The organism is Novipirellula rosea (assembly GCF_039541335.1).
GTDB classification, from domain to species: Bacteria; Planctomycetota; Planctomycetia; order Pirellulales; family Pirellulaceae; genus Novipirellula; species Novipirellula rosea.
Map to the genome: position 1 here is coordinate 20,832 of NZ_BAABGA010000060.1, position 26,797 is coordinate 47,628.

The 26,797-nt window shown below is 56.6% G+C and carries 5 protein-coding genes; 2 read left to right on the forward strand and 3 right to left on the reverse strand.

The features are described 5' to 3' along the window. Positions 1-67: 67 nt before the first annotated feature. Both ABD971_RS22620 and ABD971_RS22625 read right to left on the reverse strand, forming a co-directional pair. Positions 68-943, reverse strand: a complete 876-nt coding sequence (locus tag ABD971_RS22620; protein WP_345325815.1) for a hypothetical protein — start codon at positions 941-943, stop codon at positions 68-70. 23 nt (positions 944-966) lie between these two features. Then, positions 967-1,929, reverse strand: coding sequence for a 3'-5' exonuclease (locus tag ABD971_RS22625; protein ID WP_345325817.1), 963 nt, complete (start codon positions 1,927-1,929; stop codon positions 967-969). 218 nt (positions 1,930-2,147) lie between these two features. Between ABD971_RS22625 and pepT the strand changes: the two genes are divergently transcribed. Further along, on the forward strand, positions 2,148-3,407 hold the full coding sequence (gene pepT, locus ABD971_RS22630; protein WP_345325819.1) for a peptidase T: 1,260 nt from the start codon (positions 2,148-2,150) through the stop codon (positions 3,405-3,407). A gap of 261 nt (positions 3,408-3,668) precedes the next feature. Here the strand turns inward: pepT and ABD971_RS22635 are convergent, their stop codons facing one another. Further along, a complete protein-coding gene (locus ABD971_RS22635; protein ID WP_345325821.1) occupies positions 3,669-4,910 on the reverse strand; it encodes an Lpg1974 family pore-forming outer membrane protein in 1,242 nt (413 codons plus the stop codon). Positions 4,911-5,316: 406 nt separating this feature from the next. Between ABD971_RS22635 and ABD971_RS22640 the strand changes: the two genes are divergently transcribed. Further along, positions 5,317-26,487: a hypothetical protein gene (locus ABD971_RS22640; protein ID WP_345325823.1), complete on the forward strand. Its 21,171-nt coding sequence runs from the start codon at positions 5,317-5,319 to the stop codon at positions 26,485-26,487. Positions 26,488-26,797: the final 310 nt, after the last annotated feature.

The following is a 26,797-nucleotide window of genomic DNA, read 5'->3' on the forward strand; positions in this document are numbered from 1 at the left end:
AAGTCATGACGACTTCCGCTATGACCCAAGCTAATTTCAGACACTGACGATGCACTTCACCCATTGTTCACTGTGGCTGCGGGATCGGGGCGGTCAGCCCGGTGATGTACGGTGTGTTCTGCAGCGGCTGGTCACGATCAAAAAATTCGTTCACATGCCACACTTCGCTGCCTTTGTGAGTCAAGGTTAATTCGCGATAGGTCAACCGCAGCGGCTGGTAGTACCACGCCACCTTGCCGTTGACCTCGATCGATTCGAGTCGGACGACTTGCTCGGGGTCCGTGCCTTGGTCCCAGACGAATGCAAACAGGGCACCATCGTGCTGTTGGGTGGGGTTGGCGTATCGATACAGCGGTTTGGGAAGCAGACGCAGTTGATTCTTGACACCGTTGCTGACCATTTCGCTGCTGAATTGGCGAGCCATCGAACGCATTTGCAGCAGCCGAGCTGCGGGGGTGCCCGCAACTTCGGGAGCATCAGGGACGGGATGCATCGTCAGATCGTCCACGCGGGGAGTCCAACGTTTAGTTGGAAAACCATTGATCATGACCGGTTCGATCGGTTTGGGACTCAGCAAATGCAATTCAATGAATTCAACGGTCACCCCTTGGATTGGCAGCGAACCGATTGTGCCGAGCACCGCCAACCGTTGGTTTTCGTCGTGCCAGACGTAGACGCTGCCAAAGATGTCGCCATCGGAGGTAAAGCGAAACAAGGGCTGGGTTTGCAGTTTAAAAACGTCCGCTCCACCTTGCGATTTTAGATCCAGGCCAGCTGCGGTGCTCGCAAACGTTTCGTACAACCGATCCGCACGTTCCGTCGGTGTCTCGCTGTCGGACGCTCCGTTCTCTTGTGCCGCTCCGTTCTCTTGTGCCGGAGTGATTGACGAAAACAGGATCAGACATGCACCGATGCAGACGGAAAAGAGGGGGGAGGCCTTCATTGTGTTTCTCTTTAGATTGTTGGCTAGCTTGGGTTTGTTCCGCTGGTTTCACTCGAGTTCGTTGTTTCACGGGTGTCGTTCGTTTCGCTGGCCGCAGCTGCTTCGTTGGTGTCAGAGCCCTCGCTGGCGGTTGAGGTTTCGCTTGACGTCACCTCCGCTGCTTCCGCTTTTTCCTCCTTTTTGTCCTGCGGTTTTTCCCAATCACGCCAAGCGTTCAGGTACGCCGTGTAGGCTTCGGAGGTATCGGCGCGCTGTTGGATCCACTCTTTCGCCTTCTGCACCAACTGCATCTCATTATCGATCGTGGTTTTGCCCATCAACACCATCGATCGCAAAAAGATAAAGTAGGTGTCGAGCACATCGCAGCGACAATAATCGCTGATCTCGGTCAATTTTCCCTCGTCATATTGCTGTTGGACTTGGTCGCCACGCAGATCCATCTTGCCCGGCTTTTTGACTAGCTGAGCGACAAGGTTCAGACCGCCGTTGCAGCGTGCGGCGCCGTAATTGGTCAATAATTCTTGCAAATCCAAGTGAGCTTCGGTGGTAAATCGGTTTCGCGGCGATCGATAACCATCGTTCTTGAACCACTTGGCGGCCGAGATGCCATAACGAAAGGCTGCCAATTCCATGATCGGCAAATCAAACGAGCGGCCGTTGAAGGTCACCCATTGAGGTTGGCCGTACATCTCCCAGCCTCGCCAAAAATGTTCGGTGATCACGTGAGGACGAAAGTGGGGTTCGTCAAGCGAAACGATATCAATCAAACTAAAGTCGCGGGCCACTTTGGCAATCACGACCGAAATCGGGATCTGGTAAGTGTAAGGGATAAACGTGGTGCCGTTTTGTTCGACAAGTTCGTCTTGATACGTTGCGATCGCCTTCTCGGGTGAAAGTCCTTGACCTCCGTAGCGGACGTCGGCAATCAACTCTCCGTCCGCGATACTCTCCACGTCGAAAATGAAATGGGCAACTTTTTCGGTCATGGGATTCTTCGCTAGAGTGTGGGTTCGCGAGGCCGTTCGCGAAGCAGGATTATGATTGGGTTGACGGTTAGTCGCCCCCGAGACGCGGTTAAAGGCGTTGCGGGAGTATTTCGATCGAATCTGGACGCTGCTCGGCTTAAACTGCCAGCCATTCTTTCTTAATATGACGTCACCTGCAGTAAAGATATCAAAACTTGGCCATATTCACACGATAAACCATGAACCAAAACCCCTCCGTCACCATCAATGCATCACGGTTGCTCGAACGATTTTTGCGTTACGTGCGAATCGATACCGCAGCGGACCCCACCAGTGACGAATATCCCAGTACGCAAAAACAGCGAACACTCGCTCAGCTATTGGAGCAAGAGTTGGTTGCGATGAGCATCTCGGACGCTCACATGGACGAAAACGCCTTGGTTTGGGGCACGGTTCCGGCTACCAACGGCGGCGGAACTCCGGCGGTCGCATTGGTCGCTCACATGGACACCTCGCCCGAGGCCCCCAGTGCAAACGTGACCCCGCAAGTCATCGAAGCCTACGCCGGAGGCGATATCTCGCTGGCTTCGGGAATCGAAATTTCATTCTCTGACACACCCGAATTGGCTTCGATGATCGGCAAGACGTTGATCACGACCGACGGAACGACCTTGCTCGGCGGCGATGACAAGGCGGGGATCGCGATCATCATGGAGCTTGCCCAAACGTTGATCGAAAACCCGCATCTGCAACACGGGGACGTTCGTTTGTTATTCACCTGTGACGAAGAAATTGGTCACGGCACCGACAAAATCGATCTCCAAAAACTCAATGCCACGGTCGCGTATACCGTCGATGGCGGTGGCGCGGGTGACATCGATGTCGAAACGTTTTCCGCCGACGGAGCAACCGTTCGATTCACGGGGAACAACATTCACCCCGCGATCGCCAAAGACGTGATGCTCAACGCCGTGCGCGCGGCCGCCGACTTTGTCGCCGAATTGCCTCGCGACGGGATGACCCCGGAAACCACTTCGGAGCGTCAGGGATTTATTCACCCCAACGCGATCCATGGCGGAGTAGGCGAAGCGACGGTGGAATTGATATTGCGCTCATTTGACTCTGAGGATTTGGACGGCTACGCCGACATCGTTCGCGCGGCAGCCGAAACGGCGGCAAAGAAAACGCCGGGTGTCAAAGCCGACGTCAAGATTTATCGCCAATACCGCAACCTTCGCGAAGGTCTTGAAAAACTGCCTCAGTCGGTTGATTTTGCCGAACAGGCGTTCAAGAACCTCGGCCGCCCCTGTAGCCGCGAGATCGTGCGGGGCGGAACCGATGGCAGCCAATTGACCGAGAAAGGATTGCCGACACCGAATTTGTCCAGCGGCCAGCACAACATTCACAGCGTTCGTGAATTCGCGTGTCTGGACGAAATGGTCGAAGCAACCGAGCATCTCATCGAACTGCTCGCTCTCTGGAACACGCAGCGGTCATAGTGACAGAACGCTAACGGCTTGTTGCTTTGAAGAGCCGCTTGCGCGTGAGCGGCTCAGCCTTATCCTGCCCGTTAGCCGGTGCCTAACGGCTAATGTCAACTAATTTGGTAGCGGCACGGCGCGGGGCCCGTCCGGTTGCGGCGTGATAAAACGTTCGAAATTGACCGGGCGGCTGACGCTGGACCGCTAAAAAAATACGCGGTCAGAACGAAAGTCTTGGCGACTGTCGCTACGGAGGGAAGCGGCGCGTCGGGGCACCGCTTAATACGCCAATTCGATGCCGCTGCTGACGCCGATGAAGCTGAGGTTGTCGTCCAGCGGGCTGTCGCCAGACATGCCGCCATCAGGACCGGTGAACACGCCGGTGGGATTCGCGCCGCCAACATCCATGAAATGCTGAGCTTCCAGTGCGACTTGCATCGAGAACCATGTCGCCGGTGCATATCGCAAACCCAGCTGGATCTCGGCATTGCCAGCGAACGAGTGGATAGCGTCTTCGGATGAATGTAAATCAATCGCGTTCAGCGACTGAGCATGCTCATTCACATCATCCTCTGCAGTGAAACTCTTTTGCCCGAATAGTAACGAGCCTCTCGCATTGGCGAACAGCGACAATGTATTCAGTGGCAATGAATGAGTGAACCGCATGGCGACCGTGGGGCCAAAACCACGAAATTCGCTGCGGGCGTCAAGGTTGCCTGCATCGGTCATCGCGTGATAACGCTGCGCGATCTTGGCGTAGCGAATCCCAGCGTAGACATCCAGCGGTTTGACGATTTGTCGTTGCATTTCCCAATCGATCACATCGGTGCGAATGCTGCTCGTGAAGACCCCCTCTTCGACGAATTGAAGTCCCGTTGATGCGTCGCCATCTTCGAACAGATAGCCCACGGTACCAAGCGTGAACGAGCTGGCGGGGATCAGCCCGTTGGCATCACTCGCTTCGAACGATTCGCCGTGTCGGAATTGCCAATAGCGGACTCGCCAACCCAGTGTTTCATCATTGGCTTCGCGGCCCAACTGAATTCGCGGGCTGTGTTCCATCCCCCAAGGAAACATGACATGCGAAAACACATCGTCTTCGCGTTCAGTAATCAAACCGGTCGAATTGCTTTGGATCGGTTGCACGACCACGCTTTCGTAAGTGACAAACCATTTCGCTGGTTGAGGTCTGTGAGCGTGACGAAGCGGAGTTTGCAATTCCGAGCGAAGCGAGGCGATCTCGAAATTTTGTTCGCTCATCTGAGCCTGCAGTTCCGCAACCTGGATACTTAGATCGCTCGATCCGGCATAGTCCTCCATGCTGGTTTGCACGATCTGGGGTTCGGATTCACTCGCCGTCGGTTGTCCGACACCTTCGGTCAGGAATCCGGAAAGACTCTCGTCATCGAACTCTTGAGCAAAGCTGGGGGATGCAATCGAAATTGCTAGCAAGCCGAGGCAAACGAAAGCGCGTCGAAACGCGGGGACATTTAGGTGAGGCGAGGTGGGATGCGGTGTCATGGTGAATTTCTGGGCAGTTACAAGATTTTAGGAGGGGGGCTCAGCCTGATGACATTGCGAAAGGTCGGTTTCATGAATTTTTTTCGCCCATGCGGCAACCGTGATGGATGCCGCGAGCAAGCGATCGGGCCACGGAAATCGCGTTAATAAGCGAAAATCTTCGTGGTTGTCCCCTCCAACTAGCAAATGGGAACCGTCACCGATAGGGAGATATCAGAAAATCAACAATTGAGTTTCTGCGTGAAACTCGTCTGGAGCTGTGTCGCCGTTTCGACTACTAATAGCTCGACAGAAGGTCAGAAATTTTCGAAGTTTGCCTCAAGCTCGCTTTGATTCTGACCGAGAAGCGTCGGCCATGAGGGCCGGCGTCGACCATTTGACCCGAATGGATTTGGGATTTTCAGCGATGAAACTCGACTCACTCCTTGCTCAGCTGCGCCGTCGCTCTCGTCATGCCACCGCTCGGAAGTCGTTAGCCAAGAAAAAATCTCGCAACCGGCTCGCCGCACGACGATCGTCGTTTGAATCGCTCGAACTTCGCCGTCTACTGGCGGCGGATGTTTCGCTCAGCAGCAATCGCTTGCTGGTGACCGACAATACCGACGCGAACGATGACTTCGTGATCGAAGTTTCGGGTGGCAACTATGTGATCTCTAATAACAGTCCGATCACGGCCAGTGGAATAGCAGATTCCGATAGTGATCCCAATAAAGTCACGATCGCGATCGGGTCAATCACAGGGGTGAACGTCAATGCGGACGGCGGCAACGACGTGATCACGCTGAAAAACTTCGCTGGCAAATCGACAACGCTCAACGGAGGTTCTGGCAGCGACACGTTCAGGTTTGATGATGCTTGGGGCACCGCGACGATCGTCGACGCCGGTGGCGGCACCGTCGACTTCTCGGACGTTAGCGCCACCTTAGGGGTGACTCAGTCCGGTGGAAACGTCGTCGTCCAAGCGAGTGATTCGAGCGAAGTCAGCTATGCAGCGGCCAGCAGTTTTTCGGGGCTGCCACTTGTCTTGGATCAAACCGCCGCCCAAGACGCACTCAATGATGGGCTCGATGAACTAGCAGACTTGGGTGGCGAGCTTGAGTCGTTTGACAAGCTGGGCGAGAAAATCGAGCTGGTAGGGCAATCGATCGGTGATTACCTACCGATCGGCGAGATTCTCGACCAATCTCTGACGCAGCCCATCGCGGCCTATTTTTCTAGCCTAGGGTCGGATGATCCCGACTTGGTTGGGCTGCTAACTGCCTTGGACTCGCTCAGCGGCAGCAGCTACTCCGGTCCCGGCAATTTGACGTTTACGGTCGGCGCAAGCGGAGTGATGAGCGGAGATGTGATGACGCTGGACCTCAGCGTCGTCGCGTCGGTGACGCACTCGGCTGTTTCGCTTGATCTTGGCGAGACCATCCGGGGGCTCGATGGGGCGCTCGAGGAATGGATGACGACCTCTGGCGTGACCGCCAACCTGACCACTGGGTTTCAGTGGGATTTCAGCGTTGGCGTGGATGCCACCGCCACGCCGTTCTTCTTTGCTGATTTTGACAACGATATCAGCGTCACTGCTGACGTAAACGTCACCAATGCCTCGTTTGACCTCAATGCGGGGCTGCTTGGCTTGGGCGTCGGGCCGCACGGGCCGGCGAGTGCGTCCAGCACGATCGTTTTGGATGTCGACACCACATTGAATACCCAAGCGTTGATGGGGATGGACGGCACCAACGGCGGCGCGTCCGACGGAGTGCTGCGGATCAACGAACTGCAAAACGCAAATCGAGTGAACGTCCTCGCCTTGGACACCGCTGCGACCGCACAGCTGGACATCGACCTTTACGCTACGGCAACCGGCGTGACGGGGGTCACCGATGGCACCCCCGCAACAATTCATTTCAGCGACGATTTGTTCAGTGCCACCACACCAACGTTCAGCGAAAACTTGACTTCGCTAGGGATCGAGGACTTTTACAACCTCAACGCAAAATCGGTGCTGCAAGTGATGCAGCAGTTCGGCAGCTACTTGGACGTGTTGGGTTCGAAGACATTTGAGAATGAGCGACTGTTGTTGGGGACCACCACCATCCTCGGTGATTTGGTTAACGTCGACGGTTTGTACGAGGACGAGTTTCTCAAGCGAATCGAATTGCCACCGCACACCGCCACCACGCCGCTAACCGACATCGTCGGGGTGCCTGAGTCGGGCGAAACATTGAGTTCATTGTTGGGGACCAGCGGTGATAGTGCTCCCGAATTCACGGTCACTTTGCGTGACGGGACTGCGTTTGATGTCGATCTCGATGGCACCGCGACATTGGCCGATGTCGCAAGCCGTATCCAAACTGCATCGCCAGGGACCGCGAAATTTGAGGTCATCACCGAATCCGATGGTGCATTGTTTTTGGTCGATAAAACCAGTGGTGCGTCGGACAGTGACAAGTTTCATGTGACCGCCAAACAGGATGGATCGAGCGAGGATTACGCAGCGGCCGCCAAGTTGGGTTTGACCGCGGTTGCGGTGAAGAAGGACGTCGTCGGCGATGACACTGACGAATCGGTGATTCAATTAGCACCCAACCCCGGCGCAAACTTTGCAACGCTTCAGCAGATGCTCTCGCTGCCCACCGGTGGCGGTTCCGCCTACACGACCGTAGGTCCAATGAGCTACGACGCGTCGACGTCGACGTTCCGTTTCACGCTTGACATCGCTAAGACCTTTGCGGATTCAACCGACACGCTGAACCTGCCCGATTTTGGATCGCTGAGTGGTTTGAGCACGACAAGCGGTATCGATCTTTTGAATCCCACCGCGACGCTGCATCTGCCGTTCGAACTCGCGTTGACGAACGTCGGCTTCGACACGCCGCTTTCGTCATCGACGCCGATTTCGCAGTTAAACTTGGGTGCCGGCATCGCACTGCTCGAAGGTGTCGACGACATTCGCGTTCATCTTGCCGATGGGACCACGTTCGCTGTTGATTTTGATCCGACGCTCGCCTCCGTCACACTGGCAAGCCTCAACGCAGGCGCGGGCGTGCCGACTTCGGGCGATGCCAACGCCGACTTGCAGTTCACTTTGAACGATGGCACTACCTTTGACGTCGATTTGGATGCTGCGGTGGCTTCGACCAGCGCGGCACCCGCGACGCTGGGTGAATTGGTCGAAGCCATCGGAGCCGCCGCCGATGCCGCCGACGCGATCACCGGGACCGTCGCAGCAGGCGCCACCGCGAATCAGTTGATCGATTCCTCGGCACCCTTCGGAGCGGTCGATAGCTTGGTGGGGCGTCAAGTGGTTGTCGGCGAGCAAACTGCGACGATCACCGCCAACACCGCCGACACATTGACGCTGAGCAGCGATTGGAACACGCCACCCACCGCTGGCGACAACTACGAAGTGTCAAGCCGTTTGACGGGGTTCGCCAGCCTTGATGCGGCGCGTGGCACGCTCAGTTTGATCGATGCGACGACGCCGGTCGGCGCGCCCGCTTTGGCAGTGACCGGTACGTCCGCCGCCTCACTCGGCATTGACGGTACAGCAGAACAACGCAACTTCGGCGGCAGCACGTTGACCGCGATTGAACATTCATTGGTGACACTGGGTGACTTGATTGGCAAGATCGAAGCGGCAGCGACGGCGGCCGGTTTGACGCTGCCGAGTTCATCGTCGTTCTCAACGGGTTGGGATTTTGATGTACAGATTGCCGATGCGGGGATCGTGTTGGTGGATCGGACGTCAACCGCAGCCTCGATTACCGGCACAGCGGAAAGCGGCGCCGCAGCCGACGAACTTTTGGACACCGCTGCGTTTACATCGTTTGCCGCAGACGCTTTGGTGGGACGCGTCGTGACGATCACCGGTGGCACCGGCGCAGGGCAAAGTGCAACGATCATTGCCAACACCGCCGATACGTTGACGTTGGATTCCGATTGGGACACCGCGATCGATGCGACTTCGACATACACGATCGCTAACGAGCTGATTGTCGCATCGCTGAACAATTCCGGAGCCCGCGTCAGCCTTGGTTTAGCCTCCGAGGCAAAGGATCAAGCCTCCGTTTCCGACTCGCGGCTGTTTGACGGCAATGGTGGCGTGGTGGTTCGCACCAACGGCACGACTGCCGCTGATTTAACCATCACTCTCAGCGGAGGAGGCGCGTCGTTTGGTGTCGATCTTGATGGCAGTGTGCCGCCCGTGACGATCAATGATTTGGCGGGCCGAATTGCGGACGCCGCCACGAGTGCCGGCGTGACGACGGCTGATTTCGAAGTCTTTACCGATTCAGGAACTGGGACGATCTCGCTGATCGATCGCGGACGAGCCGGCGCAGTGTCGACGTTTACGGTCGCCAATGCCGGAGGCAGTTTTGCCGCGACCGATCTTGGGTTGGCCAGCGGTTCGGAGGTGAACGTTGATTTCAGCACCCCGGCCGGCAACGAATTGGATCCCGAGTTTGTGATCGAGCTGAAGTCACCGGCGAAGCTGCTCGGAGGCGATCCGTTGCACGGTGACACCGCAGCAGCCCACTTGAAGGTCCTGTCCGATTCGACACCGACGCTGCAATTTGATCTGGATGTTTCCGCATCGGGGGCCAGTGGTAGTGGACATTACGGCGCGTTAGCGGTCGATTTTTCGGATTTGACGATTGCGAGTGCGACATCCAATGTCGCGGCATCGTTGACGTTGGAACCAGCAACGGTGGGTCAATTGTGGGGCGGTTTGGGCAACCCGTTCCCTTGGTTAGTCAACGACCAGGTGAACTTCACCAACTCGCTCGATCTGAACATGAAGCTGCAGCCGGTGCCCGCGATCACGGGAGTCAGCAGTGGGCTGAAAACCGATTTCGAAGTCGATATCAGCAACCTGTACAACGTGCGTGACAATCTTGAAATCGTCACGCCGGTCATCCCCGGAGTGGATGATGTTCAAAGTCTGCTTGTCGCCGTCGAGCACCTCACGCTCGCCGATATGTTTGATTATCTCGATTCGGTGGGCGATTACCTTGTCGAACTTCAGACGCAATCGAAGCTGGCGGATCGGTTGCCGGGCTTCTCGAAAAGTCTCGGAGAGTTGTTTGGTTTTGGCAAAGCGTTCCAGGAACGGGTGCAAGAACTAAAAGCGTTGCCTGAGGAACTGCAACCCAAGTCGCTACAGTCGCTGAATGCTCAATTGTCCGCGCCTTTGGAAGGTGCCTCGCTGGTTGCGGGGTTAAGTTTCGATGCAGCGAACAAACATTTGATGCTCGATTTGCAGCTTGATCTCGACGCGATCAGCACGACGCTTCCGGTTTCCTTGGATTTGACCAAGTTGGGGATCGATTTAACGGCTCAGGGACTGCAGAAGGTCGCTGCGATCGTCGATACACTTAGCGCTGCCCCGATGCAAGTTGATGCGGACGGGGTGGTTGAAGTCAGCCTCGGGATTGATTTGTCCGATCCAAATGCTCCATCGCCGTTTCTAGCCGGAGCCGCTGGATCCGGTTCGGGCACCGAAGCTTCGTTTGACATTCAAGGTGTGAATGATGATGCGTTGACCTTCACCACGCTGCTGGGCAGTCTGCCCGCTCAAGTCATTAGTGGTTATGTAATTCTGGACGCTGACGGTGAAGGGGCCTCCACCGCGCCGGCCACCTACACGGTCGACCTGCAAACCAACACCACGTTGACATCGCCAAGCGAAGCGCGGAATGCTGCTTCGGCTGCGTCGACGGCGATCCAGGTGGCAGGTGAATTGGATGCCCAATTTGAACTAGCCTTTCCTGAGCAAGTGATCCCCAGCGATGCGCCCACGACGGTGCCGTTCATTACCGCCAGCGTCAGCAATATCAACGCTCCCGCCGGCGGCAGCAGTTCGCTGACGACGAACCTTGTCGGCGGCGACGGCAACTGGCCCACATTCGAGGATCTGACCAAGAATTTCTCGCTCTCCGACACGATGGACGGATTTAAGCTTGGGTTTTACGACCTATTCACCAAGCTTGACGCGGCGCTAGACACGTCGCTGTTGGGGAATGAATTGCCGTTGGTCGGCAACCAATTGGCCGAGGCCGCCGATTTTCTGTTGCAGATGCGTGATTCGGTTGTCGACAACTTGAATTTGTATGGCAAATCGATTTCGATCGACTCGGTGCGTCAAGGCATTTTTGACGCGTTTGGTCCCGGAGGTTTCGATTGGTTACAAAACGACCCTGCGTCCGGCGACAGTGTCGTCAACATCGACGATGTCAAAATGGTCACCGATTCAGTGACGGTAGAGGGACGCGAACTCGTCGTCGGAGTCGAGTTTCAAATGGACTTGGTCGCTCCGACGGAAACGCTCGAGTCCCCGGTCGATCTTGATCTGTTGTTGCCGGGGCTGGGGTTGGAAATTGACGCACTCGCCGATGTCATGTTCGGATTTCACCTGCCGTTGTCGGTCGGTGTCAGCATTGCGGATGGCGTCTACATCGACGTCCAGCGTGCCAATGATCTAGAGATTGTCCTGGACGTCGCATTGCCGCAAGCGGCCGTGTCGATGACGGGCGACCCTCAATTGACGTTCACCAATCCAGTGACCGGAGCACCCAAGATCAGCCGTGATCGCGGCAATTGGATCCTCGATGGATTCCGCATCGGCCAAATCATCGAGGTTCGTCATTCGGACGCCAATAACGGCCAATATGTGATCGCCTCGATCGATCCGTTCGGTTTGGAATTAACGCTCGAGTCGACCGACGCCAATCTTGCTCCGACCTCCAGTTCGCTTGACCGCGTGGTCGCCGAAGGACCGAAAAGTGGTATCAGCATCGAGGTGTATCAGGTCTCGCTGACCGGACGCCCTAGTTTGACGTTCACCGACGTGACCGAAAACTTCACGCCGAAGTTACTCGAGTTTGCGAATCTGCCACCTCAGACGTTTACGATCGATCTGCGTGACGAGATCACTCGCAGCAGCGGTAGTTGGGTCGACGATGGTTTTCGTCTCGGTGATTCGATCACAATCACCGGCACGAGTAATAACAACGGTGTCTACACCATCCTTGCAATTGATCCTTCGGGACGAACGATCACAGTCGACACCGTACTGCAAAACGAAACCTCGTCGACCGGTATTGTGCGAAAGGATGAACTGCATGGCATGACCGCCACGATGGGTGTGTTGCCGTTTCGTGTTTGGGATCAAACGCCACAACAATCCGAGATGTCCGGCACGTTTGTAATCGATTTCTTGGATCCTTCGGTCATCGGCACCCCGCGGTTGTCACTGAACGATCTGATTGCCGCAGCCCCGTTTCCCAACATTCCGCAAACTGGATTCAGTGCGGCCCCGCTGCCAACGTTGTTGAGTATCAGCGAGAAGGTGGGAGCGGAGTTCACAGTAAACCCGATTTCATTGGATCTAGAGACCGATCTGCCTACCGGCGCCGCGTTTCCGCCGTATCGCATGCAATTGGATATCACGAATTGGGATTGGGATGTGACGTCGTCGTTGCTCAGCGAAACGAGCACGCCGTCGATCGCATTCAATGATGTTCAGTTCGAGGTGGTCGGTTTCGTTCGCGATTTTCTAGGTCCTGCGATCACTCGGATGAGCGTCGCACTGGAAGCGGTCGATCCACTTTTGGTCTTTTTGCAGAGCGAGGCGATGCCGATTGTGTCGCTGTTGTTTGGCAAGACCTCCTACGCGAGTGCTCCCGGCACGTTTGGCGGCGAGACTCAGATCGGGGACTTCACCGGTGCCGCCACAGCGCTTCGTGCGTTGGCCGACGGAGGCAAACCGTTCGAACGTGACGCGATCGGTGAATTCTTTTCGGATCTGTTTGAAAACCGAGAATTCGACGACATCACCTTGCTGCCGATTATGATGTTGACCGGTGAAGAGTGGATCGATATCGGCAGCTTCGTTGTCGATGGATCGGTGGCGCGAGGCCAATCGGGCGATTTGTTTGACCCCAGCGTCAACGCCGAACGAAGCTTTGGATCGCTCAAAGACAAGCCGCTGCGGATGGCCGGCGCGATCGACGTGAACTTTTCAGCGACCACGATCACATTGACAAGTGCCGAGAGTGCCACATGGATCGACGCCGGCTTTGCCGTCGGGCAAACGATCCGTATCACCGGAGACAACAATCCAGGGACGTATACGATCGCTTCGGTCAGCGATACCGTGCTGACGATCAGCGGCGGAACGTTTGCGACCACAGGGTCGTTTGTCGGATTCCGTGGCAGTGATATCGCCGTGCAGAACGCGGATGGTTCGCGATCCGGTTCGATCCTAGGTCAAATCGCAGCGATCGCTCGCGACACGTCGAGCTCGGCTCACGAGGCGGCGCAAAGTTTGGTGGCCACCCAATTATTGCCTGGACGAAAGAAAGTCGAGGGGATCGGTGGGTTCACGAACAAAATCATCAACAACGATCACTTTCAACAAGGATCCGGATTGACGTATGACGCGATCGCGTTGCCGATTTTTGAAGAGTCGTTTGGGTTATTGCTCGGTGAAACCGGATTCGATGGACGCTCCGAAGCAGACAGCCATCTGATGACCTATAGCACTCCCGAGTTGTCGTTGATCTTGTATCATTTGCAACCATTGACGTGGGAAAGTACGATTGGAACGCTCGTCAACAAAGCGGTCGCCAAGGTCGTCGGTAAACCACTGGATTCCTACAAGTATGCGGTGCCGTTTATCTCGGTTTCTTTCGAAGCCCGCGCCGATTACACAATGGCCTTTGACACCACCGGGTTGAAACGGCTTGGCATTACCGGCAACGCGGACGATATCGTCGATGGATTCTACTTTGACGATTTCGAAGGCGTCGAACCGAATCCTAGCGCGATCGGAAATTTGAACGTCGGAGCAGGCAGCCAATCGGGTGCCGCCAGCGGACTCGGGGCCAGCGGCGCCAGCACGCGGATGGATGAACCGCAAGTGCGAATTCTCGGAGGCGTCGGCCTCGGTGTTTTTGTCGACCCGTTTTTGGTGATCGCTGGCGGAGCGCTGAAGGACTTTATCCAAGCCCGTGTGGGTTTTGAGTTGTCGCTGCATCTCGGCCAGGATCAAAACTTTCACGACCCCAACGGCGATGGACGTGTCCGCGCGAATGAATTCGATATTCTGACCAGCTTTACGCAAAACTATTCTGCGGGGACTTATTCCGGCGACGGAGACGATGCGTTTGATGATGGGCTGCGGATCGAAGTCCGCGCAGATGTCTTCGCCAGTGTGAAGGTCGGGATTTTTCTGACCCATTCTGCCAGCGATTTTCCACTGCTGCCGATCGGTTTCAAGTTGATCGATATCCGCGTGAACCTGATCACCATTGGGTTTACGATCCCAGTGAATCCCGCTGAGTACTCGGCGATCGTGCTAGGGAATCGAGGCGGCGACGGCGTGCTGACGCTCGTATTCCATGACGGTCAAGACACCGCACTGTACATCGGTGCCTCCAGTGCGCCCGATGATTCCGGGCGACAAAACATCGTGGTCTCAGGACGTCATTTCCACCAAGAATTCAAAGACGTGGTTCGCATCACAGGCGTTGGCGGAACGGGAAATGACAGTGTATTTGTCATGCCCAATGTGTTTTTAAGCGTCGATCTGAATGGCGGCGACGGCAATGACATCCTGGTCGGCGGTTCGGGCAACGACAAATTGGTTGGCGGTAGCGGCGACGATATTCTCGATGGCGCCGGCGGTGACGACACGCTGTGGGGTGACGACGAAGCAGGGGTGCTAACCGGAGCAGATATCCTGTTCGGAGGCGACGGAGCGGATACGCTTCGCGGTGGCGCGGGACCGGATATCATTCGCGGTTGGCGAGACGACGACGATATCGATGGCGGCGATGGCGACGATCTAATCGATGGCGGAACCGGCAACGACACGATCCAAGGTGGTACGGGCGTCGACATTATCCTGGGCGGTATCGGTCGCGACACGCTTCGCGGTGGTGCCCAACGTGACCGCATCGAAGGCGGACGCGATGCCGACACACTGTACGGCGAAGATGGCGACGATTTGCTGTTTGGCGGTTTCGGTAACGACACCATCGATGGTGGCGCGGGCGCCGACTCGCTGTACGGCGAACAACACAATGACTTGCTACAAGGGGGATCCGAAAACGATACGCTCGATGGCGGTTTGGCCAGCGACCGGATCCAAGGAGGCGATGGCGACGATTTGATCAAATCACGCGATGGCAACGATATCCTCGATGGCCAATCCGGTGACGATACCTATCAAGTGCTGTTCGTCGCTGGAAAAGCCAACTCGCTGATCAAAATTGTCGAGAGCGGGCCAGCCGAAGACACCGATATCTTTGTCGCTATCGGGACACTGTTTGATGACCACTTCCTGTTGCGAGCCAGCGTCAGTGGATCCAACGCGTTCGTCGCGATGTTGAGCGATCCTGATCACGCTCCGACCGATCCCGCCTACGATCCCGCCGTCCAGCGGATCAACTACCTTGGCGTCGAGCGAATTGTGGTTAACGGAGGCCTTGGCAATGATTACTTTGCCGCCGACGATACCGCCGCCGAAATCACGCTCAATGGCGAAGGAGGCGAAGACACCTTCCAAATCGGCCAATTGTTCCGCAGTCAACGAAACGAAGAAGACGCCAACGTTTCGGTCGACGATGTGTTTGCCACCATCGAAACCACTCGCGGTTTTCTGTCCAACGGCATCAGTTCGCCAATGACAGTCAATGGCGGACTTGGCAACGATCGCTTTGTCGTGTTCCACAACAAGGCCGTGTTGTCGCTAAACGGTGACGAAGGGGACGACGATTTCGAAGTCCGTGCGTTTGCACTGGTCGGTTCACGCGAACCCGAACGTGCTCGCACCGATATCACCGGCGGTGCCGGAGCGGACCTTGTGCAATACGCCGTCAATGCACCGGTTCATATCAACGGAGGCGACGGATTTGACACGCTGACCGTGATCGGGACCGAATTCGGCGACGATTTTGTCATTACCAATGCCGGGGTTTACGGTGCCGGATTGACGATCGATTTTACCAACATTGAATCGCTGCGTGTGGATGGTGCCGAGGGCAATGATCGCTTCTTTGTGCAAAGCACCTCGGTCACGTTCTTGACCGAATTGTTTGGTGGGCTTGGCGAAGACACCTTCAATATGTCGGGCGACACACCGCCGGTCGTTAGCAATGACTTGCTCGGCCACAGTGGGATCATCGCCAACGATGTCACCTTTTCGAACGATTTGCGTTACCAAGATTTGAAGTTGTTTGGCGTTTCCACGAATGTCGCCGACAACGATGAACCGTTTGTCTCGATTCGCACCAGTGGTGGATCGAGCATCATCAGCGAGACGTCATCGACGGATGATGCATCGCTGCTGGATTATTACGAAGTCGTGCTCACGCGAGCCCCGCTGCTTGGTTTTGATGTGCTCGTCAAAGCACTCGCCCCACTGCCGAGTCCCGACCGACGCGAACTCGGTGCACTGGCGTTCCGTTTATCCAGTCCGGCGAGCGGAGCGGAGGAAAAGGCCGATGGTTCGGCTGTGACCCTGCGATTCACCGCCGATAATTGGATGATCCCTCAACGAGTGGAAATTCGCGCCGACGGGGTCACTCAACAGGACACGGGGCTGTTGTTCACACGGCCTGAATTGTCCGAAAGTGCATCGTTCACTTACAACGATGCCGCTTTGGAAGGCAAACAATCCGCAGTCGTCAATCACTTAGTCGTTTCCAGTGCAGCATCCGTCGAAGGGCAACCGATGGCCGTGGTTGATCAGCCGACGATCACGATTGCCACCAACGAACCGTTCTACAAATTCCTGGGCGAAACCATTCGAGTCACTCTGGCCGACGGCGTGACCGTGCAAGAACGCCGGATCGAAGACGCTCGATTGGTCGACGGGAACATGCAATTGACCGTGGATCGATCATGGTTGGCGGGCAGCCAGCTGCCCGATGTGGCCAGCAGCTATTCCATCGACTTGGACGGCACCACATTGTCGGGCAATCCGTTGTCAGCAGCCAATGCCACCTTCTCGATCATCGATCCGTTGGATCCGACGAACCCGTTTTTGGACAGCATTGACGATCTGCTCGGTCGCCAAGTCACGATCGTCGACGGTTTGGGCACGGGGCAGAGCCGGTTCATTACCGGTGCCGAAGGCAATGTTACCTTGACTGGTTCGCAAACCGCAATCTACTCGCCCAATGTCGCGACGTTCGCCTTGGATTTGACACCGGGAGACCAGCGAGTGGATGTCACCTCGGGGGCCATCCTCAAAATCACCGTGCAAGGTGACTTTGATCAAACCAGCGAATACTTGACCGTCAACGTCGATGGTAGCGAAATCCAATCGTTCTTCAGTGGCAGCGATGGACGCTGGTTTACACCGATGACGGCGTCGATTGCGCTAACGCAAGCACAATTGCAAGCGATGCTCGACGATGGGCACATTGATTTGTCATTTACGCCGTCGGCAAACGTGAACAATTTTGATGGTTACTACGGCACCTCGCGGGTCTCGTTTGATTTGCAGTTTACCGCTGACGCCAGCACGGCGACGTTCCACAAAGGGGTTCTCGGTGATCTGAATCTGACACTCGACCGAGGCTGGAAGCAAGGCGATTCGCCCGATGTCGACAGCAAATTCCAAATTCGCATCGACGATGCGTTGATCGGCAAAGTCACCGGGATCAACGAAAGCCCGGTGGGGTTGCCTGTCGATCCAAGCTTCCCCGCGGAATTGGATACGCGAACGACCTTTACTGCGAGTGCTGCGGACTTTACCGATCCCGATTTCGGTCCCGAAGGGCTACGCGGCGCTACGATCGAAATCGTTGGCGGCCCGGGTGCTGGCCAGCAGCGTTTGGTGCTGGGGGCATTGAACAGCACGACATTGATATTGAATGGAGATTGGCGAACCAATCCAGTCGCCGGAGAAAGTTTGTATCGGATCGCTCGTTACGACGGTTTGGCGGTCGCCAGCGTTGGTGTGGAAATTCACGACAACGACGAAGCCAGCTTGATTGTCGATGAGACCAAGGGGATCAATTCGAGCGTCACCGGTTCCGTGGTTAAGGACTTTGACACGATTACCTCGGTGATCGAAGGAGGTGACGGTGATCACTTGGGCGAACGCGACGTGGTACTTGTCAAACTTTCACGTCAACCGACCGCGGCGGTGAACGTCACGCTGCAATACGATGGCACGCAATTGACGCTGCAGAATCTGGACGGCAGCCCCATTGCTGGGAACGTGTTGACGTTCGATTCCGCGAACTGGAACACCGCTCAACAAGTCGTCGTGGTCGGCTCGCATGATCTTCTGCGAGAAGGTTTTCATACCAATCTGATCCAATTTGTAACGACTTCGGCCGACGTCGATGCGGTGCTCAATAGGACCGATGATTTTAAGATTGCCGATGGGGAGTCGGTTGAGTTTGTCGGGCTAAGCAAACAGCCACTGTCGATCACTTCGGTGACCTACAATGGTCAAACTCTGAGCCAATACGATCCGCTAGTACCCTCGGGCACGGCAAGCAAGCCCGTGTGGCAATCGATCAGCAACAAGATCGTGTTCCGCGCCGGGGGCGATATCACGACCGTGTTGGGCAGCGATCTGCACGTCAGCTACACGTACAACAATCCTGGGTACCAGGACGTGTTCACGCAACCGGTGCTGGTCCGCACCAGTGATGCGGACGCACCAACGGTGCTAGTGCGCGAAACCGATGGGTCAACCGATGTGGTCGAAGGAGCCGCTTCGTTCTTGACGATTGAATTCAGCGGGGCTTCGTTTGCCGACAATAGCCTTGTCGATCGAACCGTCACCGTATCCGGTGGCAGCGGTGCAGGACAAACCGCCACGATCATTCGCAATACCGCCACCACGTTGACGCTGGACCGCACCTGGAGCGTGTCGCTGGACAACACCAGCACGCTGACGATCTCGAACGATGTGGTCGCGGGTTTCTCAGTTCCTGGCACGGCAACCGGCACGATCGCCGTCGCTTACCAACGCGAAGCCCACCAGGTATACCTGGTCGCAGGAACGAGCTACACGTTTGACCTCGAGGGTTCGGCGACCGGCAAAGGATCCAATCCCGATCCGTATCTGTGGCTGTTTGATAGTTCCAACCGACGCGTCGCTCACAACGATGACGGTGGCGTTGGATTGAATTCGCGTCTGGTGTTCACCCCCAGCACCTCCGGAATGTATGTGTTGTCAGCAGGCGGTTACTCCAATCGCACTGGCAGTTACACGCTGAGCACCCAGTTCACTCACGACATTCCTGGCGACGCCACGACACCGGCACGCTTGTATGTTCCCGATTCCTCCGTCACTTGGATCGATTCGGGGGGCGATCAAGATTGGTATGCCGTCTCGATGTCGGTTGGCAACATCTATACCTTCGATATGCAAGGTTCCGCGACCGGTCATGGAACGCTCGCGAACCCGCTACTGCGATTGATCGATAGCAACGGAAACGAAATCATCACCAACGATGATGTCGATGGTGCGACCAATCGCAACGCTCGGATCACCTACGTGCCTACCATTTCCGGCACTTATTATGTGTCGGCCCAGGCCGCTGGCGGTTCGACCGGGACGTATCAATTAAGTACCACCACGACGCCCGCGGTCTTGTTGGTGACGTCCAGCACGATCGAATCGTTCGAAACGGACAGTTATGAATTGGTGCTGACTGCCGCTCCCGACGACGGCACCGGTTCGGGACGCGTCGAAGTCACCGTGACTCCGGAAATCACCAAGACCACTCGCACCGGCGGTGTTCGGACCGATGCGAAACAGGTCACGATCTACAACTTGGACGGTCTGCCGACCGACCGAGTGCGTGTCGATCCGAGCAATCCCGACAATTTGATCATCAGCTTTGATGAATCGAACTGGGACACTCCGGTTCGCATCGGTGTGCGAGCGATCGACGATGCCAAGGTTGACGGTGGCGATACCAAGGTGTTCGCCGACGGACCTAACACGCTCAGCGAGATCCTTGGCCCAGTCGTCGTCGATGGCGCCGGTGGCGAAGGTTCGTTGGTCGGCATCGGACCTCCAGAAAAATTCCCTTACGAAACCAATGTCAAACAGAAAACCGGCGACGTCGAGTCGGTCAATGGCTTGGATGTGAACCTGCCTGTGCTGACGACGGAGCAATTGACGCAGTTGGGTCTGGCATCGGATCTCAGTAACGTCAGTGACCTGGTCGGTAAAACGATCGAAGTGGTCGCGACGTATCCGACCACCGACTGGTTGAGCGTGTTCCCATCGGCGACCACGGGCAGCCCGAATGATCCGGTCGTGGGCCAATTCCGCTTGATCACCGCAGCGACCGCGATTGGTGGCAAAATCACGCTGAGTTTGAACGAGCGTTTTGGCATCGGCGGCAACACCGTAGGCACGATCACTCCCGGAGCGACGTCGGATGTCGAGGTGACGCTCTCGCGTGAACAGCAATTGAAGCTGGGGATCGGTAGTGCGGATGACCTGCTTGGTCGCTACTTGGAAGTCACCGATGCAGCCGGCGTGAAAACCGGCGAAGGTGAAATATTGAGTGCCGTCGACAATGGCAACGACGTGATCACAATCACGGTCGCAGCCGACTTTACCGTAATCGCTGCCGACATCGATGGATTCTTTATCCGCTCGGACGACTTGATCAAGAGCTACGCCATCACTTCGGAAAGTTTGAATTTCTTCGTTACCGAATCCAACTCGGTCGACTACATGTTCATTCACGACGAGGACAGCCCGGCGGACAGCACCGGCTATCTGACCGATTCCCGTTTGTGGGGACTGAACATGGGGCCGGATATCACCATCGGTGGCCGGATGCGTGCTGGCGGAATCAGCTACGGAAACTTGGAAGTGCTGCAGATCGATTTGGGCAGCGGCAACAACGATTTCCACGTGCTTGGCACTCACACTCGTCGTGATGATCCGAACACGGCCGCCGACGAGACCTATCAAACATGGACGTTCCTCAATTCCGGCGACGATGTTTATTGGCCTGTAACCAATCGCAAGGGCGATGTGGTCAACGTCCAGCTGAACGAGCTGGATGATGCTGTAATCACCGGCGGAACCGTGACCAGCGGTGCGAATGCATCAGCAACCGAGTTCACCAAGCTGGTCGATGCAACGTCACCGTTTGGCAGCGACGACAGCATGATCGGGTTCAAAATGACGATGACCAATGCCGCCGGCAGCGTGCAGCAACGAACGATCCTTGACAATACCGCCGACACTCTTTGGTTGGATGGAGTGTGGAGCGAAATTCCAGTCTCTGGCGATACCTACACGATCACGAACCAGGCCGATGGTGCCTTCGCAGTCAACGCCCAAGACGGTGACGATACGATTGACGCCAGCGGATCGACTCTCGGTATCGTTGCGTTTGGTGGACTCGGCGATGACCGAATCATTGGCGGCGACGGCAAAGACATCCTGTTCGGTGACCAAGGACGTGTCGATTTCTTTGGCGACGATGATGGCAACGGAAATCACCCGATCGTCACGCGTTTGGGAACGACACCTCAGCCGATCAGCGGCACGGTGACCGGCGATTTCGGTAACGACGCGAACCTGGTCGATGCGAACGCGGCATTCCCAATCGCCGATGGCTTCGATATTGGGTTGGTCGGTCTGTATGTCGATATCAACAACGGCACCGGGTTCCTGCAAACGCCGCGATTGATCACCGGTGGCGATGCAACCTCGCTCAGTATTACGCCGGACTTTACTGAAACGCTCGACGTCACCAGCACCTATCGCATCTCGACATATCCCGAGAACCAAACCGATGGCGTGGTTCGGCAAGCCAATTTGATCCTGACGGTTAACGATGCCGCCGGTGGTAACGATGTGATCCGTGGCGGGCTCGGCGACGACCAAATCTTTGGCGGTGCCGGCGACGATGATTTGTCGGGCCAACAAGGCAACGATATCTTGCTTGGCGATACCGGCGTGATCGATCGGGCCGCCGTGACTCCGGTCACAGGAACGGCCGTTGCAAGTTTGGTGCAATCGGTTCGTACCAAATCGCCGTCGATCGGCGGCAGCGACATGATTTCGGGCGACGAGGATAACGATATCATCTTCGCCGGCTTTGGGACCGATTACGTTAATTTTGATCGCACCGCGGCCGCGCTAACCGGCGAATCCGGTAACGATCTGATCGTGGGCGACAACGGCAACGCCGACTTTGATGTATCGGCCGGTGTATCGGCCGGTGTGTCGATCCTGGTGCAGCTCGAAACCAATGAACCGACGCACGGCAGCGACGATTTCATCACGGCGGGCGAAGGCGAGAAGATTATCTTTGGCGGTGCCGGTAATGATACGCTGTTGGCCGGCGGCGACACACTGCCCGATATCGTGATCGGCGATGAGGGAATCGCCCTCTTTGATCCGACCAGCGGCATTCGTACGCATGTCGCCACCACCACAACCAACATCGGTGGCGATGACACCATCACCGCGGGCAACGCCTTTAATATCTTGCTTGGCGGTAGCGGTTCGGATCATATCACCGGAGGCGATTTGCAAGACGTGATCCTCGGGGATAACGGGCGAGTCGAATTTACCGCGTTTGATTCCGATCCGACGACGCTGGATCAAATCATTACCATCGATCCGACCCTCGGGGATGTCGATACGATTCAGGGCGGTTCCGGCGATGACATTATCATTGGTGGTACCGCTGGCGACGAGATTCACGGCGGCGATGGCTATGACATCCTGTTTGGCGATCATGCCGAAATCGACTACCGACGCCCCGTCGATCGCAATGTCGTCAGCCGCTTTATCACCGCAGCCGATGGTGGCGGAGACGACCAAATCGACGGCGATGGTGGCGACGACTTTATCTTTGGCGGCCAAGCCAATGACACCATCAACGGTGGCACAGGCCAAGACGATATCGTCGGCGGACATAATGTGCCATTTGGTGCCGATGGCGACGATACGATCGACGGCGGTGACGAAGCCGACGTAATCCTCGGCGACAACGGGATCATCACGCGGACGCTGCTGAGTGTCGGGCTGGGCACTTGGGAAACCTACCTCGCTCCGTTTGACTCGATCGTGATTCGCGAAGTTCAACCGTTTGATGATCGTGATCTGATCCAAGGCAATGATACGCTGCGAGGCAGTGGCGGGATGGACATCCTTCGCGGCCAACGCGGTGACGACGAAATTCATGGTGGTGACGACGATGACGAGATCATCGGCGGGCTCGGCAGCGACACGATCTTTGGCGACGGTGGACAAGACTTTATTCTTGCCGACGCAGGCCAGATCCTTCGTGATTTCAATGACGATGGCACTCCGCAATTGAACAGCGACGGCACGTGGCACCGCGATTTGTTGACCGAAGAAATCGGACGCATCACCGATATCATTCCGATCGACCCGACGGGGCTGGCGAATCCGCCAGCCGACTTGGCTGCTCGTTTGCTCGCCGCCGACCGCGTCTTGCTGTCCGGCGTCAATCTATCGAACGGGTGGAAAAACACCGACGACCTGACTGGCCAGTGGCAAACCGTGGCAATTCTGATCGACTTGGTCGATGCGGACGATGACATCGTCGACGGTGGCGATGGGGACGATATCGTGCTGGGCCAACGCGGCGACGATACGCTGCGTGGTGGCAATGGCAACGACACCCTGATCGGCGATCACGGCATCAACACCGCTCCGATGGAAACCGATCTGCCGCAAATGATCGACTCGATCCGCTTGATTGGCGTTGATGCGACAGCAAACCAATTGTCCGGGATCACGGTGGAATTGCCTGGATTTGGGCAAGTGGTTGTGCCCGAGATGGTAGCCGAACCAGGCGACTTGGTGGCCGAGCGTCCTCGTTGGGATCGTGTGACCAGCGTTAACAAAAAGCTTGCCGAGATCGTCGGGCAAGACGATTTGAAGACCAGCGACGATTTGTTGCTCTCACCGGCGATTTCGATGACGCCTCACTTCATCGACCACGCCGGTGAACTCGATGGCAATGATTCGCTGTTTGGTGACGATGGTGCCGATTTGCTGTTTGGCGACAAGATGATCGTCAGTAGTGACCTGCAAACCGGACTCACTCCGATCAACGAAGCGATCGATCGAGCAACTGGCGCGGTCGCGGGTGTGGTGTACGCGTTCGAAGGACTTGCACTGGACCAAAGCGTTGTGAACTTCGAAATCGATCATTTGGTCAATAACCAACAGCGAATCGAAGTGGGCAACGACCGGCTCGAAGGCGGCAACGGCGACGACACGCTGGTTGGCGACAATGCCACCTACGCCCTGCCGATCACTCGCACGCTTTCGGGCAGCGAATCAGTCGTCGTCAAATCGGCTGCTCTACAGCAGCATTTGGCGGACCTCGAAACGATCGCCGATGACGCATCGCAGTTGCTCAGCGTCGCTCACCTTGGGGTGATCGATCGCTTGCTTGCCGACGCCGCGGCCGCTCGCCCGTCGTTGCCTGCGGTCAGCGGATTTGGAATCGATTTTGTCGAGCACCACCAAATCATCGTCGGTAACGACGTTATTCGCGGCGATGAAGGTGACGATACGATCGTCGGTGGTGATGCGAAAATTGTGGCTCCGCTGATCACTGGAACGACGGCCGATTTGCCGAACGCAAAGATTGTCGAAGGACTGACGGCGGATGAAATCGAAGCGGTCGAAACGCAATTGTGGACCGAAGCTCGCGAGCAGGAACGTGAACTTGCCGAACGACGTGGTCTACGGCTCATGAAAATGGACGCTGAACTCGGTCGTCGAACTCCCTTGGACCGGATCGCCTATGTTCCGTCGCTTGATCGCGAGCTCGACAATGACGATATCCAAGGCGACGATGGAGCGGACTTGGTGATCGGCGACTATGGCGTCATCGCCGCTCCGTTGGTGTTGGACACACCGACGACCGCGACCGAGCTGCGTGATTTGGATGCTCATGTCGAAGTGGTGTTGGAGCAATATTCCGACGCGGATCGTAACGATGTGCCGCGAAGCTTTGATACTCACTTAGGCCGAGAGCGTCACGCCGCGTCAACGACCGACGCGATGGCTCCCGAGTCGCGTCACAACGCCATCGATGGTCGCTGGGAAATCGGCGAAGACGACATTGATGGCAATGTGGGTGACGACACACTGCTCGGTGACAACGCTTCGGTCGTCGCGCCGTTTGTTGTCAACAATCCTGGTCAATCCGTGACCCTGCGTCGATCCGGCTACGTCGTCGCGTACGTCGATGATGCGATGGAAGCGTTTGTCGATAATCCCGTGCTCCGGCGAGTCAATGCGTCGATCAGTGGCGATTCTATCACCGGTGGCGACGGCAACGATGTGCTGATGGGCAGTGGCGGTGACGACAATCTCAATGGCGAAGCGGGCGATGATGTCGTCCTCGGTGGCAACGGCAACGACAGCCTCCGTGGTGGCACCGGCAACAACGAAATTCGTCGTGATGGTGGTGACTATCCTCGACTCGATTTGAGTGATGCGATGGGCGTTATCGTCTCGTCGACGCTGACACCAACGACGACCCAGTTGTTGTTGGATGCGGCCAACGGAGCCGACAATTTAGCGGGCTGGGCCGTCGGCGGATCGGGTAGCGGATCCGATGGCGGCGATGGTGAACCCGATGCCCCCGCACCCCCGGTGGCTCGTACCGCATCGTTGACTGGAACAACCGTTGCCGTCACGGGACAACCGATGGTACTTTCCGGAGCGATCACGGATCTGCCAACCGGAGCGACGCCGCGTTTGTTATGGGAAGTGAAAAACGCCGCCGGGGAAACCGTGGCGATTGGCAAGGGAGCCAGTTTTGAATTCTTGCCCGCACTAGCCGGGACGTACACCGCGACTCTGACCGCGACCGACAGTGAGAATGGGTTGGGCACGGCATCGGTTTCGCTGGACGTGCAAGACATTCGCATCGTCCCCGATCCAGATCATCCTGGGCAATCAATTTTGATCTTGGGCGGTAGTCAGTTCAATGATGACATCAAGCTGCAAGACGTTCGCCGCGAACCCAACTCGGTCGAAGTCCGTCACAGTCGTGGTGATGCGTGGACAAGAACCACGTACACCAACATCAGCCGCATCGATGTGTACGGTGGCGAAGGCAGTGATGACCTCTCGGCGGATCGTCAACTGGCGATTCCAGTGCGGCTGTTTGGCGGTGCTGGTGATGACAAGATCCGTGGCGGTGCGGCAGACGACTTCCTGGACGGCGGTGCAGGTGATGACCGGCTGTATGGTTTCGACGGCGACGATGTGCTCGTTGGTGGTTGGGGAGCCGATCGGCTCGACGGCGGCGATGGCGATGATTTAATGATCACCGAGTTCATGAGAACCGATGCTGGAAAGACCGACCCCGACGTGATCCTCGATCGCTGGTCCGGAACGGGCTTGTCAGTGGCCGATCGTTTGGCGACGTTGATCAGCGATCTCTCCAATGCGATCTCGAGCGACGGAGCGACCGACAATTCCGATGGCGATCGCGGCCAAGACGCGTTCTTCACCGAGTTGAGCGACGACCGTCGCGAGCGTCGCGGCGACAACGACCTGGTCACGCTGTTCTAATATCGATTGTCGTTGATCGCTCTGCGATCAAAACGCCCCAAGCCGCCTGCGTAAGTAGCGGCGATGCTGTTAGCTGAAGTAAAGTTTCGCTCAGCATTCTTCACCTCCCCCAAACTTGTTTTGGGGAGGTCAGAGCGAGCGGAGCAAGCTCTGGGTGGGGCCTCGGAGTGTTAGAGATAAAGCGTTCCATTTAGCTGCGACGAAGCCCTCCCCGGAAAACTCGCTGTGGACTCGTTTTCCGACCCTCCCGACGCTAGCTGGGAGGGTAAAGCACGAAGAGGTGAAGCACGCTCAGCGCCTCACTGCAGCG